Origin of the sequence: Blautia sp. AF26-2, from assembly GCF_003460955.1 — a bacterium.
In the GTDB taxonomy this organism is placed as follows: domain Bacteria; phylum Bacillota; class Clostridia; order Lachnospirales; family Lachnospiraceae; genus Fusicatenibacter; species Fusicatenibacter saccharivorans.
The window spans coordinates 1-16,408 of the sequence record NZ_QTWD01000012.1; the positions used below are offsets into that span (position 1 = coordinate 1).

Genomic DNA, 16,408 nt, shown 5'->3' on the forward strand with positions numbered 1-16,408 from the left:
AGATTTGTTCCAAGTTCAAAATCAACATACTAGCTAATTTATCCCTTTTACTGTTTTAAAGGATCTTTCGATCGTTTTGAATTACTTATTCAGAACTTTCGAGGATGTGTTTCACTGTTTAATTATCAAGGATCTCTGCTGTCCCGACTCGGATCAGCTCGTTTATTTTATCACAGAACTTTTCGTTTGTCAAGAACTTTTTTAATTTATTTTTTAAAGCTCTTTCGAACTTCTTTGCTGTTCTCTCGATCAGCAACTCGTTCATTTTATCAAACTCATTCGCTTTTGTCAAGAACTTTTTTTCAAGTTTTTTTGAAGCAGTTTTTGTAACCCGCGGCAGCCACCCGGCTCCGAACTAGGTTTTTCTGTTTCAAAGGAACTCATTCGCATCAGCTCTCGCTGACAGCTTAGTTATAATAACACCGCCCAAAGCAAAAGTCAACACCCTTTTTCGAATTTTCTTATTTTTAGAAAAATATAGTTAATTCTGCATATTTTATATTTTATCTGAATTTTTTAAAAAAGACCGTACGCATCACACGCCGGTCCTTTTTCCACAACTTCCTTCTAATTTTTCCCCACGCGCAGAATCGCATCCTGAATATTTTCCACCGGAATCAGTGCGATTCCACCGATTTTCTCCACGGACTTCATGCAGACAGCAGGTAAAATCACCCGCTCGAAGCCCAGTTTTTTTGCTTCCAGTACACGCTGTTCCGCCATGCTGACGGCGCGGACCTCACCGCTTAAGCCGACCTCGCCAAATACGACCGTTTTCTCATCGATCACCTGATCTTTGTAGCTCGATACGACGGCAAGTGCGATGCCAAGATCGATCGCCGGCTCATTCATCTTGATTCCGCCTGCGATGTTGACGTAGGCATCGCTTGTCGAAAGATTGACTCTTGCGCGTTTTTCCAGCACTGCCATCAGCAGGTTCACACGGTTGAAATCGCATCCTGCTGCGGTGCGGCGCGGGATTCCGAAATTACTGTGGCAGACCAGTGCCTGAATCTCGATCAGGATCGGGCGCGTTCCCTCCATGGAGCATGCGACAACCGAACCGGAAGCTCCCTCCGGCCGTCCGTTCAGCATGTACTCCGATGGATTTTTCACTTCCACGAGTCCCTCTGTCTGCATTTCGAAGACGCCGATCTCATTTGTAGAACCAAAACGGTTTTTGACGCCGCGCAGAATCCGGTAAGACGCATGACGGTCGCCCTCGAAGTACAGCACGGTATCTACCATGTGTTCCAGCACACGCGGGCCGGCCACATTACCGTCTTTTGTCACATGACCGACGATAAAGATCGAAATCCCCATTCCCTTTGCAATCTGCATCAGCACATTCGTCGATTCCCGGACCTGGGATACACTGCCCGGCGCGGAGCTGACCTCCTCGTTGTACATGGTCTGGATCGAGTCGATGACGGCCATCTCCGGCTTCTCTTTTTCCATGACGGCGCGGATGATATCAAGATTCGTCTCGCAGAGCAGGGACAGATTTTCGTTAAATTCTCCGATCCGCACAGCGCGCAGTTTGATCTGACGCAGGGACTCCTCACCGGAAATATATAAAACCTGATGTCCTGCTGTGGACAGCATGCGGCACACCTGCAGAAGGAGTGTGGATTTTCCAATTCCCGGATCGCCGCCGACCAGTGTCAGGGAACCCGGCACGATTCCTCCGCCGAGCACCCGGTCGAGTTCTCCGATTCCCGTCGGGATGCGCTCCTCTTTTCCTGTTGAAATTTCCGTCAGATGAACCGGCTTTCTGCCCGCCGCGCTGTGGTTTCCGATCCCCTGCGTTCCCGCCGGTGTTTTGGCCGCTGTCGGTTCCTCCACAAACGTGTTCCATTCTCTGCACGCCGGACACTGGCCCATCCATTTTGCTGACTCATATCCGCAGTTCTGGCAGAAAAAGGCGGTTTTTTTTGCTTTTGCCATAGTTGTGTCTCCCTTATAATTGTCAAAAAAAGCTGCCGCACACGTTCTGCGACAGCCTTCTTTTCTTATTTCATCATGCTTTTACGATTTCTACTGCTACATCCTCTGCTTTTTCCAGCTCTACGCTGAAGGAAAGTTTTCCGCCGAGGTTTGTGGTCATGTGGCCAACGTTTACGCCGTCGAGCAGCACCTTGTATTCGGTCTCTGCTTCCATTTCAACGGTGATCTGTGCATCCTCCGGTCCTTCTACTTTGAAGGTCATGCCGTCGTCGAATACGTTCAGATCGGTAACTGCGGTTCCCGGAACGGATTCGTATACGAACAGTCCGTTTCTCTCCAGCTTTGTGATTTCCTTAAAGGTTTTTACTTTATACAGATCTCCTCTGTGCTCAAAATCAGATTTTTTTGCCTTTGCCGCAAGCTCATAATCTCCGAAGCTGATGCCTCCGTCTGCCTCTGTGCGGATTAATTCTTTTACTACTGACATTTGTAAATGCCCTCCTGGTCTTGTCTTTTGTGGTGTTTCGTTTCTTTGTGAAAATCATACCATAATCAAAAAGATTTTACCATATAATTTATGGAATTTTATATTATTTTTTCTCAAGAACCTTAAATGTAATCTCTTTCTTATTCATTCCAGCCGCAACGGTATCGCCTTTTTTCACTTCTCCGTTCAGGATGGCTTCTGCGAGCGGATCCTCAATTTTGCTCTGGATCGCGCGTTTTAACGGGCGGGCACCGTACTTGCTGTCGAAGCTGTTTTCCACGAGATATTCTTTCACGGTGTCACGGACTTTCAATTCAATGTCCATCTGCTCCTTGCAGCGGCGCTCCAGATCTTTGAGCAGAATCTGCAGAATCTTCTTCATATCCGCCTTGGTAAGCTGATGGAATACAATAATCTCGTCGATTCGGTTCAGGAATTCCGGCTTAAACATCCGTTTGACTTCTTCCATCACCTGGCCCTTCATGTATTCGTAGTCTTTCCGCTCATCTTCTGTCGAAAGGAATCCAAGGCGTTTCGGCGCTACAATGTTCTGTGCTCCGGCATTGGATGTCATGATAATGCAGGTCTGTTTGAAATCAACTTTTCTGCCCTGCGCGTCGGTGATATGGCCATCATCAAGCACCTGCAGCAGAATGTTGAAGACATCCGGGTGCGCTTTTTCGATCTCGTCAAACAGGATCACACTGTACGGGTTGCGGCGCACTTTTTCGGAGAGCTGGCCGCCTTCCTCGTAGCCGACGTATCCCGGAGGGGATCCGATCAGTTTGGAGACGCTGTGTTTCTCCATGTACTCCGACATGTCGACGCGGATCAGGGCCTGCTCTGTACCGAAAACTGCCTCGGCGAGTGCTTTGGAAAGTTCTGTTTTTCCGACACCGGTCGGTCCAAGAAACAGGAAGGATCCTGTCGGACGGTTCGGGTCTTTTAATCCGACTCTGCCTCGTTTTACGGCTTTTGCCACAGCTGTCACGGCTTCTTCCTGGCCGACAACGCGTTTATGGAGTGTCTGCTCCAGTCTTGCCAGACGTTTCGATTCTCCTTCCGCGAGACGCTGTACCGGAATTTTCGTCCAGGTGGATACGGTTTTTGCGATTTCTTCTTCTGTTACCTGCAGTTTTTTGTTTTTGCAACGGCGTTCAAAGCGTTTTCGGATCTGCTCCAGATCTTTTTCGAGCTCCTGCTGGCGCGCCTGCAGTTCTTTTGCCTGCTCAAAATCGCCGGCACTGATCGCGGATTCTTTTTCTTTCTGTACTTCGAACAGTGTCTGCTCCTCTTTTGCCATGTTGTCCGGCACCTGGTAGCCGGCGAGCTGTACGCCTGCGGATGCCTCATCGATCAGATCGATGGCTTTATCCGGCAGGAAACGGTCGTTGATGTAGCGGACGCTCATTTTTACGGCTGCTTCCAGTGCTTCATCGGTGATTTCCACGCCGTGGTGGCGTTCGTAGTATGGGCGCAGGCCTTTTAAGATATCAAGTGCTTCGCTTTCCGTCGGTTCTTCTACTTTGACCGGCTGGAAACGGCGCTCCAATGCGGCATCTTTTTCGATGTATTTACGGTATTCTTCGAGCGTGGTTGCACCGATGAGCTGAATTTCTCCGCGGGAAAGGGACGGTTTTAAGATATTGGATGCATCGAGTGCTCCCTCTGCACCGCCGGCCCCGATGATGGTGTGAAGTTCATCGATGAACAGCAGAATATTTTCATTGTCCGTCACTTCTTTGACGACACGTTTGATACGCTCTTCGAACTCACCGCGGTATTTGCTTCCGGCTACCATTCCGGAAAGGTCAAGGACAACAACTCGCTTATCGCGGATCGTTTCCGGCACAATGCCAAGGGCAATCCGCTGCGCCAGACCTTCCGCAATCGCCGTTTTTCCGACACCCGGCTCTCCGATCAGACACGGGTTGTTTTTTGTCCGGCGACTTAAGATCTGAATGACACGCTCAATTTCCTGCCCACGGCCGACAACCGGATCGAGTTTTCCTTCGCGCGCAAGCTCAGTCAGATCCCGGCTGTACTGGTCCAGTGCCGGCGTTTCGCTGGTCTGCGCTCCACCTCTTGTCTGCGATCCGCGGCCGGTATTTGCATTTCCGCTTGCACCGCCCTGCAGCGGTGCCTCGCCCATGGCAGTAAGGATTGCTCCATATAGTTTCTGAATGTTGATCCCCATGGTAAAAAGCAAACGGGTAGCAACACAGTCACTTTCTTTTAAGATTGCGATCAGCAAATGCTCGGTTCCCACAGCTCTGCTCTTAAAACGCGCTGCCTCCGCTTCTGCATTTTCAAGCACTCTGCGTACCCGCGGAGTATAGCCCGGTCGGGATTCGGTCACGGTGTTTCCGCCTGGTGCAATCAGACGGTCAATCAGTTCGGTAAGCTGTCCGGCATCTACGTGAAACTCAGAAAGCACCATGCCTGCTGTGCCATCCTCCACGTTCAGAAGTCCGATCAGAAGGTGTTCGGTTCCTACGTAATTATGTCCACATTTTTCAGCTGTCCTAACCGCATATGCCAGTGCTTTTTTTGCCTGACTGGTATATCCTTCTCTCATAATACTATTGTCTCCTTCATGTTTCGTCTGCGTAATTGCTGTAAATTTCATCTACAAGCTGATGTACTTCTTCTTTTGATATATTTTTGCAGACGGCTTTTGCAAGAATCACCTGCAGATCTTCGCGCAGTTCCTGCATGGCATACAGTTTATCCGCATCGATAGAGATAACGGCTCCTTTTCTTCGGTCAATCGAAAGAAGCCCCTCCTGCCGGAGTACGCTGTAGGCCTTATTTACGGTATGCATGTTGATTCCGATATTGTCTGCGAGCTGTCTTACCGAAGGTAGAGTATCTCCTTCCTGAATTCTGGAAGTGGCAATACCCAGAATAATCTGATTTCTCAGCTGGATATAGATCGCTTCATCGCTGTTGAAATCGATCTGTATTGTCTCATAATACATAGTTACACCCTGCTTTCTCGTATCGTTTTGTTATACATATGTTATAACAATTCGCAAACTTTGTCAACAAACGGTTTCCCTACCTGTTTTTCTCGTAGATGATCTGAAGACCTTTCAGGAGCAGATTCTCATCGATGATGATGTCATGTCTGCAGTGCGGAATCACAGCTTTCGCCAGACCTCCGGTAGCCACAATCGTGCATTTGCAGCCAAGTTCTTCTTCCATCCGTTCGATCATGCCGTCGATGCTGGCAGCGTTTCCATAAATCATACCGCCTTTCATACAGTCCAGCGTATTTTTGCCAATGACTTTTTTCGGTGCTGTCAGACTGGTCTGGCTAAGCTGCGCGGCATTTGATACGAGAGCATCCAGCGAAGTACGAAGTCCCGGAAGAATCACGCCTCCGATGAAGCTTCCTTTCTGATCAAGTACACTCATCGTCGTGGCAGTTCCCATATCGATAACAATCTGCGGACATGTGTATTCATTCAGCGCTGCTACTGCTACAACAACAAGATCGCTTCCTGCCGTTGCGGGGTCGTCCAGTTTGATATTAAGTCCGGTCTTCACACCGGGGCCGACAACTTTGACCGGCTTTTTAATCACTTTTTCTGCCGCACTCCGGCAGAGCTCTGTCACCTGCGGAACAACGGAAGAGATGATACCTCCTTCGATCTGCTCCACCGGAATCTCATACAGTTCCAGTACATTTTTCAGGCTGACTGCGTATTCCAGCTCTGTTTTTGCCTTGTCCGTGGAGAGTCTTTCGATGAAGTATGTTTTTTTCCCTTCCACACACCCAAGGACGATGTTCGTGTTGCCGATGTCTATTGCAAGGATCATGATTCAGGTTCCTCCTGTAAAAACTATGAAATGAAATTCTTGTGGTTTTATTATACATGGTGCGGCGCTTTGAGACAAGGAAAAAGACAGCAAGAAAAAGACAATTAAGTCGATTTCATACTGTCTTCTGAATATTTCATTTTGAATTATCTATTCTTGTTGTTCACAAAAATAAATTTTGCATCATTCTCAAACGTACGATTTAGCAGAATTTGCCCTGAAAATGTTTGAGTACTATACATTTTTACATCATTCTCAAACCATTACTTACAGATTTAGGGGAGGTGGAAAGTTTGAGTACCATACATTTTTACATCATTCTCAAACGCTCAGTCCGGTACCAGGTGCGCTTACAGTGTTTGAGTACCATACATTTTTACATCATTCTCAAACTAACACTAACAATGTATAACAGATGTATAAGTTTGAGTACCATACATTTTTACATCATTCTCAAACCCAGCAGACGCACGACGCCGTGACACTGAAGTTTGAGTACCATACATTTTTACATCATTCTCAAACTCACTGGCAGGAGGAATCGACGCATCATCGGTTTGAGTACCATACATTTTTACATCATTCTCAAACGTGAAGGTGACGGTATGAAGACTTTTTACCGTTTGAGTACCATACATTTTTACATCATTCTCAAACTGGTATTCCGTAGGAGCCGCCAGTGCTTACGTTTGAGTACCATACATTTTTACATCATTCTCAAACACGCTTAACTCTTTCGTGAAGCGCTTTTTCGTTTGAGTACCATACATTTTTACATCATTCTCAAACTTTCCTGCAAGCGGAATAATATTAGAACCTGTTTGAGTACCATACATTTTTACATCATTCTCAAACCTCAAATTTAAAAATGAACTGCTTTCATCTGCACAAAACAGATACTCAAACATCCGATGGATATTAATAGACATCACATCCATCTTTGTCAATTATATAATATTCTCTCTGATTCGAAAAGTCCCTTTGTATATTTTCTATGAAAAGCAAGGATATTTCATAGTAGCATGCCATTTGGGAGAGTTTGTTTATTTGTGTTTCGTTCAGATAGGACCGAATATTTATCAGAATCACCAGTTCTTTTTGGAGAAGTTCGGCCATAACTTTGATATATTGCGTCAATTTTTCCAGAAGCCCCATCTCTTTTTCGGTTTCTGTCTGAACTCCCATCAATTTTAGGAGTGCGCTCAAATCGATTTCCTCATTTTGTTCCAATTCGTACCAACTGACAGCTTCCAATTGATAGATGTATTTCTTCAGTTCCGCAATAATTCTCTGTGTTTCAAGAAACATTTCTTCATTTTGCGCACTTTTGACCAGCTCTGTAAATAACCGTTTTTGTATTCTGTGATCCGCAAAATCAAGAGAAAATGGCGTTAATATTAATTCCACATCTCTTTTCATATTCAGCTCTGTGTCAGCTTTAGAAAGTACGAAATTTCCCTCCTCTCCCTGATTTTGTTTTTGCAGCTGCTCCACATATTTTAAAAACAGCTCCGGTGATTCTATAATCCATTCCGTGGGACAGTTCCGATGAATCGCAATAGGTTTTTCCAAGTCCACATGTACCAGTTTCATAAAATCACCAGCCTTTCATCCGTATTCAACACTTCACTCTTTACGTTCCCAACAATCAGATCCATTTTCGCATACTGCTTCTCAGTCACCGTTAAAAGCTGTACCAAACCTTCTTCCGGCTTATTTTTATGAATCTGATCCACGATTCCATTCACTGCAGTTGTATTTAACGCAAGCTTACAGTATACGGATTCCTGGAGCATCAGGAATCCGCTTTTCAATAAAAACTTTCGAAATCTCGCATATTCTCTTCTCTGATCGCCCGTCAGCACCGGAAGATCAAACAGTACCAATACTCTCATAAAACGATAACTCATAGGCCATAAAACCGGATCAATGCACTGTCATTCTCATTTAAGGCATCAAATACACTTTTACAGTAAATTTTTATGGCATTATTCACATACTGTGTTTTCCCGTCTATCATGACTTCGTTGTTTAATACATTGACCAACTGTATTTTTTCCTCATGCGTAAATTCTTTCCTCTGCATTTGGATTACTTCCCGGTCAATCAGAACACGGAACGGTTCCATCAAATCGGACGCCAGATTAAACTGATTAAACATATTATCATGAAAGAGTCCGAGCTGTGTAATATAACCGCTCGCTACAATTTCTCTCGCAAACGCAGACAACAAAATGCTATATCCGTAATTCAGCGCTGCATTTTCCGGACAATCCGCAGTTCTGGTAAATGTCATGCCGAACAACGCATTGAAATATACCTTTGCCGCATGCCCTTCCCGGTTTGTCTCATCGTTCCAGCCAATCTCCTGTAAATATGATTCTAACAGACCCGCTTCTTCCTTTCCCAGATTTTTTAATAGTTCCTTCTGTTTTCGTATTTTTTCCGTCACAATCTCTGTCCAGATCGCTTCTTTACTGTGCCGGCTCCACTGAATCTGCTTTCTGATTTTATTGCTGGTATCATGACTTCCGTAATACCCAACCAGTTCCGACGATGGATTTCTCTTTTCATCGCAAAAAATCACTTTTATTTTCTTTTTGGTCAGCTCTGCCAGCAGACTTGTTGTGACTGTTGCTGCTGTTGACTCAATCAGAATGGTTGAGATTTCACTTAAATGTATTTTTGTTACTTCTTCATTTCGTACCACAAGATAACCAAGCTGATAGTCCAGCTTTGCCCGTTTGGAAATAACCACAATCCGCCAGCTCATAATGCATTCAGGTCTACTGCCTGCTCGTAAATACCGGTTGGCGATTGATGAATCATTTCGATTCGACTGCAATCGGTTATATTTTTGTTGAGATACAAAATTCCTGCTCTTCCAGATCCTCCAATTAATTTCAAATCAGCGGTAACACTCTGGCACTGGAAAAAATGTAAAATTTCATACAAAACGATACACTTTTCTTCTATGCATAATTCTTTAAATTTTTCTCTTTTTTCCGTTAATGTCTTTGCCTGTGCTCCAAGTTTTTTTGCATATACCGTATTTGTTAATTTATTTAAAAAGGTTTCATACAGCATCACCACCTTCTTTTCTTCTAAATGGTCGGAATCGTAAATTTTCAGTTCTTTATTCTGTTTTTTACGTTCCACGTACTGTACTATTTTTTTCAGTATTTCTGTTTCTTCCTGGGAAAGTACCAGCTGATTTGCACCTTGCATCAATAGCTGATCCCCTGATCTTCCGGAAACCCACATATAAAATCCGTCCACACAAAACAGAGTATCTATTTTGATTTCCGGCACCAGCACTCGCGGATTCTTTAACTGTCTTTCCTCTTCCAGATACCGAATTATATTTTCTTCTGACTTCTGAATTTCCTTTTTCAGACGAATCGGCACATACTCGATTGTTCGTATTTTCTTTCCCTTTTTGCCCTCCGATTCTGCCAGTACAAAGTAAGCTCCCGCCTCTTTGTTATATCCTCCATACTTCTGTATATCACAAAGCCGTTCATCACTGCTCTTGATCGGAACCTGGCCTTTTCCTTTTTTGACAATCTGCTGGTCAAACAATGCACCTGTTGCCTCATACGATCTTCGCGTCACAAGAATGTTGTTCTTTTCCATAAACTTTCGGACTGTCACAATGGTTCCGTTCCCGCCTTCCCAGGCAATTTCTCCGTTTCGTTCAATTCTTTCCTGTTCAAACATCTTCTTCAGATTATAACTTCTTCCCGGATTTTCCTTAATGAAGTGAATCGGATTTGATGTGAATTTTACAAAATATGCGTTGCCAACGACAATATTCAAATAAGCATCCTTCGCATGATGATAATCATTCATCTCCCGTACCTTCAGAAATTTAAAATCCTTATGGAACTTTGAAACGGTTGGCGCTTTCACATAAACAATCTGTGTATCCGGGATCACCTGCTGCAGAATACTTGCTGCCGCTTTTGTACTCTGACGAGTTTCCACCAGCTGCCTGGAAATAAATCCAGCCAATTCAGACGGTTCAAATCCATTTCCTCTTATCAGCCGTTTATATTTTTCTTCACTGATCAATCCGGCATCCACTAAAGATTTCCAGAATGGCTGCATTTTTTTCCGAACTGTTTCATCGATCGGATATTTATCCTCTTTCATCTGATTACACTTTTTCTTTACAAGTACCCGGTTATCCAGGCTATCATCCATCACTTTGGACTGTGGAAAAATATGATCAATGTCATACTTCTGATTATCCCACAATTCCTCCAGTTCAATTGTTTCACCGGAATACATGCATTTTCCTTTTTGCGTATAATACAAATACAGCTTGTCTCTTCTCATTTCCGCATCGGAACGCTTTTCAATCTCATCTATCCAGTCTTTTTCTTCCGCTTTACATTTTTTATAGAGTTCCAGCAGTTTCTTTTTTCTTGAAGTGGTTCTTCCCTGATCGGTTTTCTCTCTTGCCATTTCTATAAAAACACGTTTCGGTGGGTTTCCCATCACTTTACAGATTTCCTTTACAATCAAAAGGCTCTGCCAAATCTGCCGCTTCACTGCCGGTGATACGTAAAGTTCCTCGACTAATTCATACGAAATATCCCGTTTTTTCTGTTCGTTTCCATTCTTTTCTTCGATTGCCGATGCAAACAAATATTTTTCGCTAAGCAGTTGCATCAGATTGTCATTCGTCTCCCACAAAGCCCGAATAATAGACCATGCCTCTCCCGTTTCCGGTGCCGGTGCTTCCGTCTCTTCCAAAAACACTTTTGAGAGTCTTCCCCAAGCACGATACGGCAGTTTACTTATGCTGTCTCTTTGTTTTTCTGTCAACTCCGGAAACAGTTTCTTTAATCTCTGTTTCAGTATCGCTTTATCATCTCCAAACAGCGTTACGTTCAGGATGATGCATTCTTTTTCCGCCTGGTTCAGTGACAAATTTGTTAATTTCTCTTTAAAGTCATGGTATGCCGTAAGAGAACTCTTGAAATCACCATCAATTCCGGTAATTTCAACTTCTTTTCCGGTAATTCCTTCTTTCACTAAATAGTTTTTCAGTTTTTTCTGTGTAACTTTTCTGCTTTTCTGGAATACTTCTTCATATATTTTCTGTTTCTGCTCTACAGATATCTTTTCTCCATCCAAACGCAGATTATTTAATTCATTTAAAACTTCGTATTTGCTGTACAGCAGAGAATACTTTGGTAAAACATCTTCACTTGGCAGATAAGTACATTTATTCGTCATTCTTCGAATAAACTGCTCTGCACTTGCTTCCAAATCTACCATCTCATCGAAGTTCCATGGATATATTTTGCCTTCTTTTCGTACCGCCCAGTTACTCTTCTCCCCTTTTTTTCGAATTCCGTTTAAGGGTCCTACGTAGTACGGAATGCGGAATGTGAAAATCTTTTGAATCTTCTCTCCATTCTCTTTCAGTAGCGGAACTTTATCTTCCAGATTTTTCAGGATTGCATTTAATTCATATAAATGAATCTGATATGGAATGACACTGTTGTCTTTTACAGTCTGTTTCGGAAGAAACGTTCCCATTTCCATTTCCTTCTGCATGCAGGATGCTTTCGTCACATCTGATATCTTGCCCAGAATATTCTTTTTCAGATAACTGTAAAAGTCTTCCTGACTACATTGTTTTGGTGCCTTGATATACGCATAATAATTAGCTTTTTCATCCTTTTTTGCAAACAGTCTCTGATATTCTTCCCTTGAAAGATTCTCTCTGACCAGCTTTTTCAGATTTTTCAGATCCTTTTTATGCTTTTCATAAAGTGCCACTTTTGCCTCTGAAAGAGAAGAATAGTTCTGCAAAATATCAGCCAGAACAGCCCAATCGTACACTGCTTTTGCGTGTTCAATTAATACATATTTTTCTCCCAGCTCTGCTTCGATCTCTCCAGCGTATTCTTCATAACCTGCATCTGCGAAGCAAAGTTTTGGCCGTTCCAGTGTATCCATCTGTTTTTCCCCAAACAGATTTCCCAGTTTTGCTGTTCCACCGGTAATCAATCCCAGCCACTCTTTTTCACAGGATGTTTCTGCCCGCATTGCTTTTACTGCTTTTGTCTTTTTCGCAGATTTGGTCAATGTTCGGTCTTTTAAAATTGCCTCTATTTCCTTGCTTCTTTCCACTCCAATCTCGGAAGAAAAGCCAAGTTCTTCTGCCCTCACTGCTTCAAGGAACTGTTCAAATGTTGTCTGAAATTCTCTTACCTGTTCGATATTTCCGTTTAATAGAAAATGGCCTCTGTGTTTCATCATATGATGCAGAGCAAGATATATCAGGCGAATATCAGGCGTTTCGTCAGTTTCCATTAACCATTTTCTCAGATGATAGATGGTTGGAAACTGTTTATGATATTCTTTGTCTGTGTAATCATCATCCGCAAACAATGCATAGGGAAGTTCTGGACACTTTCCCTGCCTGTCACGCTTATCCTCTGGCCAGTAACGACTCTCTTTCATTCTGCGAAAAAATCCATCATCTATCTTTTCTACTTCTTCCGCAAAAATTTTCTGCAGCAATTCTATTCTCCAATTACGACGATCCAATCTTCGTTTTGCTGTCCGAAACCCTCTTCTCTCTTCTGCAGTCTGTGCACTGTCAAATAGCCGTACACCCCAAAGTGTTTTTCCATGTGCGCGCAAAATTTCGTACTTCTCATTTGTCACAGCCCATCCAACCGAACTGCTTCCCATATCAAGTCCGAGATAATATTCCCCTTTCATCTGTTCTTTCCTCCATTTTCTACATTTTATCTAATTTTACCATATATTTTGATTTTTTACATCTTTTCTTTCCTATTTTCAACAATTCTACTTCCTGGTTCTTGCTGTTCTCACAGTACTGAATCATAACCATGTTTCATTTCTAATTTTAGACAACAAAAAAACTGCTGTCTATGAAGACAACAGTTTTCGTTCCACACACTGTGGACCATCTAACGATGGCGTTTTCGATAAATCGTTATTTGAACTTATGATGTAAAATTTAGTATGGTACTAAACTATCTACACTATACTTCTATTTTTTCCTTTCGTCAATCTTTTTTAGAAAGTTTTTATGATAATTATTCCATTTTTTTCTCTTGCGTCCTTCTTGTTTTTATGGTAAAATATATCTTGTTCTGATTACGAACACTGCCGCTGTGGCGGAATTGGTAGACGCACTTGACTCAAAATCAAGCGGTGAATAACCGTGCCGGTTCGAGTCCGGCCAGCGGCATAGCTAAAAAAGATCTGCAAAAACGAACGTTGATGCAGATCTTTTTTTATTGTCTTCCCTTCAAAAAAACAGCTTTTAAAAGAAAGAAAACCCCTTTCGAAGAACCGGCCATCTGCCGCATGGTTCTTTTTGAAAGGGGTTTTACTGTTGTTATCTCTTATTTATTTCCAAACATCTTTTCATACTCCGGTGTTCCATCCAGTGTAGCGAAATAGTCTTTCGGGGTTTCTGCGCGGCGGATGACTTCAAAGCTGCCGTCCTCTTTTAACAGAACCTCTGCAGATTTTAATTTTCCGTTGTAGTTGTATCCCATGGAAAATCCATGTGCGCCGGTGTCGTGGATGAAGAGGAGGTCTCCGACTTCCACTTCCGGAAGCATGCGGTCGATCGCGAATTTATCGTTGTTTTCGCACAGGGAACCTGTTACGTCATATTTGTGGTCGCACGGCTGATCTTCTTTTCCCATCACCGTGATGTGGTGGTAAGCGCCGTACATTGCCGGCCGCATCAGATTGACCGCGCATGCATCACAGCCGATATACTCTTTGTAAATGTGTTTCTGATGGATTGCGCGCGTAACGAGTCCGCCGTACGGTCCCATCATGAAACGGCCCATTTCCGTATAAATTGCAACATCGCCCATGCCGGCCGGAACGAGGACTTCATCGTACACTTTATGTACACCCTCACCAATCACGCGGATGTCATTGCCTTCCTGACCTGGTTTGTACGGGATTCCGACACCGCCGGAAAGATTGATGAATTTGATTTTTACGCCTGTCTCTTTCTGCAGCTTTACAGCCAGCTCAAACAGTGTTTTTGCCAGAACCGGGTAGTAATCGTTGGTTACGGTATTACTTGCAAGGAAGGAATGGATGCCGAACTCTTCTGCCCCTTTTGCCTTCAGAATGCGGAATGCCTCAAAAATCTGCTCGGTTGTCATACCGTATTTGGCATCTCCCGGATTGTCCATAATATCGGTGCTGATTTTAAACAGTCCGCCCGGGTTATAACGGCAGCAGATTTTCTTCGGAATGTAGCCTAATGTTTTCTCAAGAAAATCAATATGTGTAATATCATCAAGGTTAATGATCGCACCAAGCTCTGCAGCCAGTTGATACTCTGCAGCCGGTGTTACGTTGGATGAAAACATGATTTTATCTTTCTCAAATCCCATCGCATCGGAAAGCATCAGCTCCGTGTAAGAAGAGCAGTCGCATCCGCAGTCATATTCACCCAGCATTTTGATCAGTGTCGGGTTTGGGTTCGCTTTCACAGCAAAATACTCACGAAATCCCGGATTCCAGGAAAAAGCTTCCTTTACCGCTTTCGCATTCTCACGAATTCCTTTTTCATCGTAAATGTGAAACGGAGTTGGTACTGCTGCTGCGATTTCTTCCAGTTTTTCTTTTGTTACAAAAGGCTTCTTCGTCATTCTCTTTTGTCTCCTTCTTCTGCTTATTTTGCCTGAATAATGTGAAGCATGTTTGTCATATATCCTTCACCCGTTACCTCGTTGGTGGCAGGGTCTCCGGCCGTAAAAATAACCATATCACCGCGTTCTACAAGCTCCTCACGGCGCACCATATACATAGCATGGGAAATGATGTTCTCCGTAGAATCTTCCTCGTATCCGGTCACCGGACGAACGCCCCAGTAGAGCTGCATTTTTCTTCTTGCCCATTCATATGGGGTAACGCCGTAAATCGGTACGCTCGGACGAAGGTTTGAGATCAGTCTTGCGGTCTGACCGGACATCGTCGGGGTCACAATGCAGGCTGCTTTGATGTGTTCTACCATAGAAACGGCTGCACTTCCGACTGCCGCGGAAACATTCAGTTTCCCTTCCAGCGCTTTTCCATCGCGGTAATCTTCGAATTTCAGATAGCGCTCTGTCTGCTCGGCAATCTCTCCCATCATGGTAACTGCCTCGACCGGATATTTTCCGGCTGCTGTTTCGCCGGAGAGCATGATCGCATCCGTTCCATCATAAATTGCATTCGCAACATCGGCTACCTCTGCACGGGTCGGACGCGGATTCCGGATCATGGAATCCAGCATCTGGGTTGCTGTGATAACCGGTTTGTATTTATGATTGCATTTTTCAATGATGATTTTCTGTACATGCGGTACCTGGCACGCCGGAATCTCTACACCAAGGTCTCCCCTTGCAACCATCACACCATCTGCCGCATCGATGATGCTGTCGATGTTCTGCACACCTTCCGCATTTTCGATTTTGGCAATGATATCAATATGCTCTCCTCCGTTTGCCACAAGAAACTCACGGATTTCGTTAATTGCCTCTGCATTTCGGATAAAAGAAGCCGCTACAAAATCAATATCCTGTTCAATACCAAAGAGAAGATCTCCTTTGTCTTTCTCCGTGAGGTTCGGAAGATTGATCGAAACGTTTGGTACATTCACACCCTTTTTTTCTCCGAGCTCGCCGCCGTTTACTACGGTACAGACAATTTCCGGTGCATTTACTTTTTCTACGCGCAGGCCGATCAGACCATCATCGATCAGTATTGTGTCTCCCTCTTTGATATCTTCCGTAAGGCCTGTGTAGCTGACAGAACAGTGATTTTCATCTCCGGTCTCCTGAACGGTTGTCAGGGTGAAGGTCTGTCCGGTTACCAGATTTACTTTTTTGCCATCTTTCAAAACGCCGGTACGGATTTCCGGTCCTTTGGTATCCAGAAGGATTGCCACAGGAGTTTTCAGCTCTTTTCGAAGCTCTTTCAGCATATCCATACGCATTTTCTGCTCATCGTGGTCTCCATGAGAAAAATTAAAACGAGCAACATCCATTCCGGTTTCAATCAGTTTTTTCATCAGGTCACGGGAGTTGGTATTTGGCCCCATGGTGCAGACAATTTTCGTTCTTCTCATACTTTCTCTCC

General features: G+C 43.9%; 12 protein-coding genes, 1 tRNA gene and 1 CRISPR repeat array. Of the genes, 1 reads left to right on the plus strand and 12 read right to left on the minus strand.

Annotated elements, in window-relative coordinates; translation table 11 throughout:
- Nucleotides 1–118 precede the first annotated feature (118 nt).
- From DWY63_RS18205 to cas9, 10 genes are all read right to left on the minus strand, one after another.
- A complete protein-coding gene (locus DWY63_RS18205; RefSeq protein ID WP_199607231.1) occupies nt 119–265 on the minus strand; it encodes a hypothetical protein in 147 nt (48 codons plus the stop codon).
- Between the two features lie 302 nt (nt 266–567).
- On the minus strand, nt 568–1,947 hold the full coding sequence (gene radA, locus DWY63_RS14460; protein ID WP_117510238.1) for a DNA repair protein RadA: 1,380 nt from the start codon (nt 1,945–1,947) through the stop codon (nt 568–570).
- 73 nt (nt 1,948–2,020) lie between these two features.
- Complete coding sequence (locus tag DWY63_RS14465; protein WP_055221437.1) at nt 2,021–2,434, minus strand: hypothetical protein; 414 nt, start codon at nt 2,432–2,434, stop codon at nt 2,021–2,023.
- 103 nt (nt 2,435–2,537) lie between these two features.
- Nucleotides 2,538–5,012, minus strand: coding sequence for an ATP-dependent Clp protease ATP-binding subunit (locus tag DWY63_RS14470; protein ID WP_117802497.1), 2,475 nt, complete (start codon nt 5,010–5,012; stop codon nt 2,538–2,540).
- Nucleotides 5,013–5,028: 16 nt separating this feature from the next.
- A complete protein-coding gene (locus tag DWY63_RS14475) occupies nt 5,029–5,415 on the minus strand; it encodes a GntR family transcriptional regulator (RefSeq protein WP_117510240.1) in 387 nt (128 codons plus the stop codon).
- Nucleotides 5,416–5,494: 79 nt separating this feature from the next.
- Nucleotides 5,495–6,259 (minus strand): type III pantothenate kinase, encoded by a 765-nt coding sequence (locus DWY63_RS14480; protein WP_117510241.1) that lies wholly within the window; start codon nt 6,257–6,259, stop codon nt 5,495–5,497.
- 225 nt (nt 6,260–6,484) lie between these two features.
- Nucleotides 6,485–7,114: direct repeats of the CRISPR family, unit length 36 nt; unit sequence GTTTGAGTACCATACATTTTTACATCATTCTCAAAC.
- Nucleotides 7,115–7,177: 63 nt separating this feature from the next.
- Nucleotides 7,178–7,852 carry a type II-A CRISPR-associated protein Csn2 gene (gene csn2, locus DWY63_RS14485; protein ID WP_117802498.1) on the minus strand — a complete coding sequence of 225 codons (675 nt, stop codon included), beginning with the start codon at nt 7,850–7,852 and terminating at the stop codon, nt 7,178–7,180.
- Nucleotides 7,849–8,154: a CRISPR-associated endonuclease Cas2 gene (gene cas2 / locus DWY63_RS14490; protein ID WP_117510243.1), complete on the minus strand. Its 306-nt coding sequence runs from the start codon at nt 8,152–8,154 to the stop codon at nt 7,849–7,851. The genes csn2 and cas2 overlap by 4 nt, the downstream gene beginning before the upstream one ends.
- Before the next feature lie 11 nt (nt 8,155–8,165).
- Nucleotides 8,166–9,017, minus strand: coding sequence for a type II CRISPR-associated endonuclease Cas1 (cas1, locus tag DWY63_RS14495; protein ID WP_243001897.1), 852 nt, complete (start codon nt 9,015–9,017; stop codon nt 8,166–8,168).
- Nucleotides 9,018–9,028: 11 nt separating this feature from the next.
- Nucleotides 9,029–13,006, minus strand: coding sequence for a type II CRISPR RNA-guided endonuclease Cas9 (gene cas9, locus DWY63_RS14500; RefSeq protein ID WP_117802500.1), 3,978 nt, complete (start codon nt 13,004–13,006; stop codon nt 9,029–9,031).
- A 413-nt stretch (nt 13,007–13,419) separates the two neighbouring features.
- Between cas9 and DWY63_RS14505 the strand changes: the two genes are divergently transcribed.
- Nucleotides 13,420–13,502: transfer RNA gene (locus DWY63_RS14505), tRNA-Leu, on the plus strand.
- A 157-nt stretch (nt 13,503–13,659) separates the two neighbouring features.
- Here DWY63_RS14505 and DWY63_RS14510 read toward each other — a convergent pair.
- Nucleotides 13,660–14,937: a diaminopimelate decarboxylase gene (locus tag DWY63_RS14510; RefSeq protein ID WP_117510246.1), complete on the minus strand. Its 1,278-nt coding sequence runs from the start codon at nt 14,935–14,937 to the stop codon at nt 13,660–13,662.
- 23 nt (nt 14,938–14,960) lie between these two features.
- Entirely contained in the window at nt 14,961–16,397 is a 1,437-nt protein-coding gene (gene pyk, locus DWY63_RS14515) for a pyruvate kinase (protein ID WP_117802501.1), read from the minus strand.
- Nucleotides 16,398–16,408 lie beyond the last annotated feature (11 nt).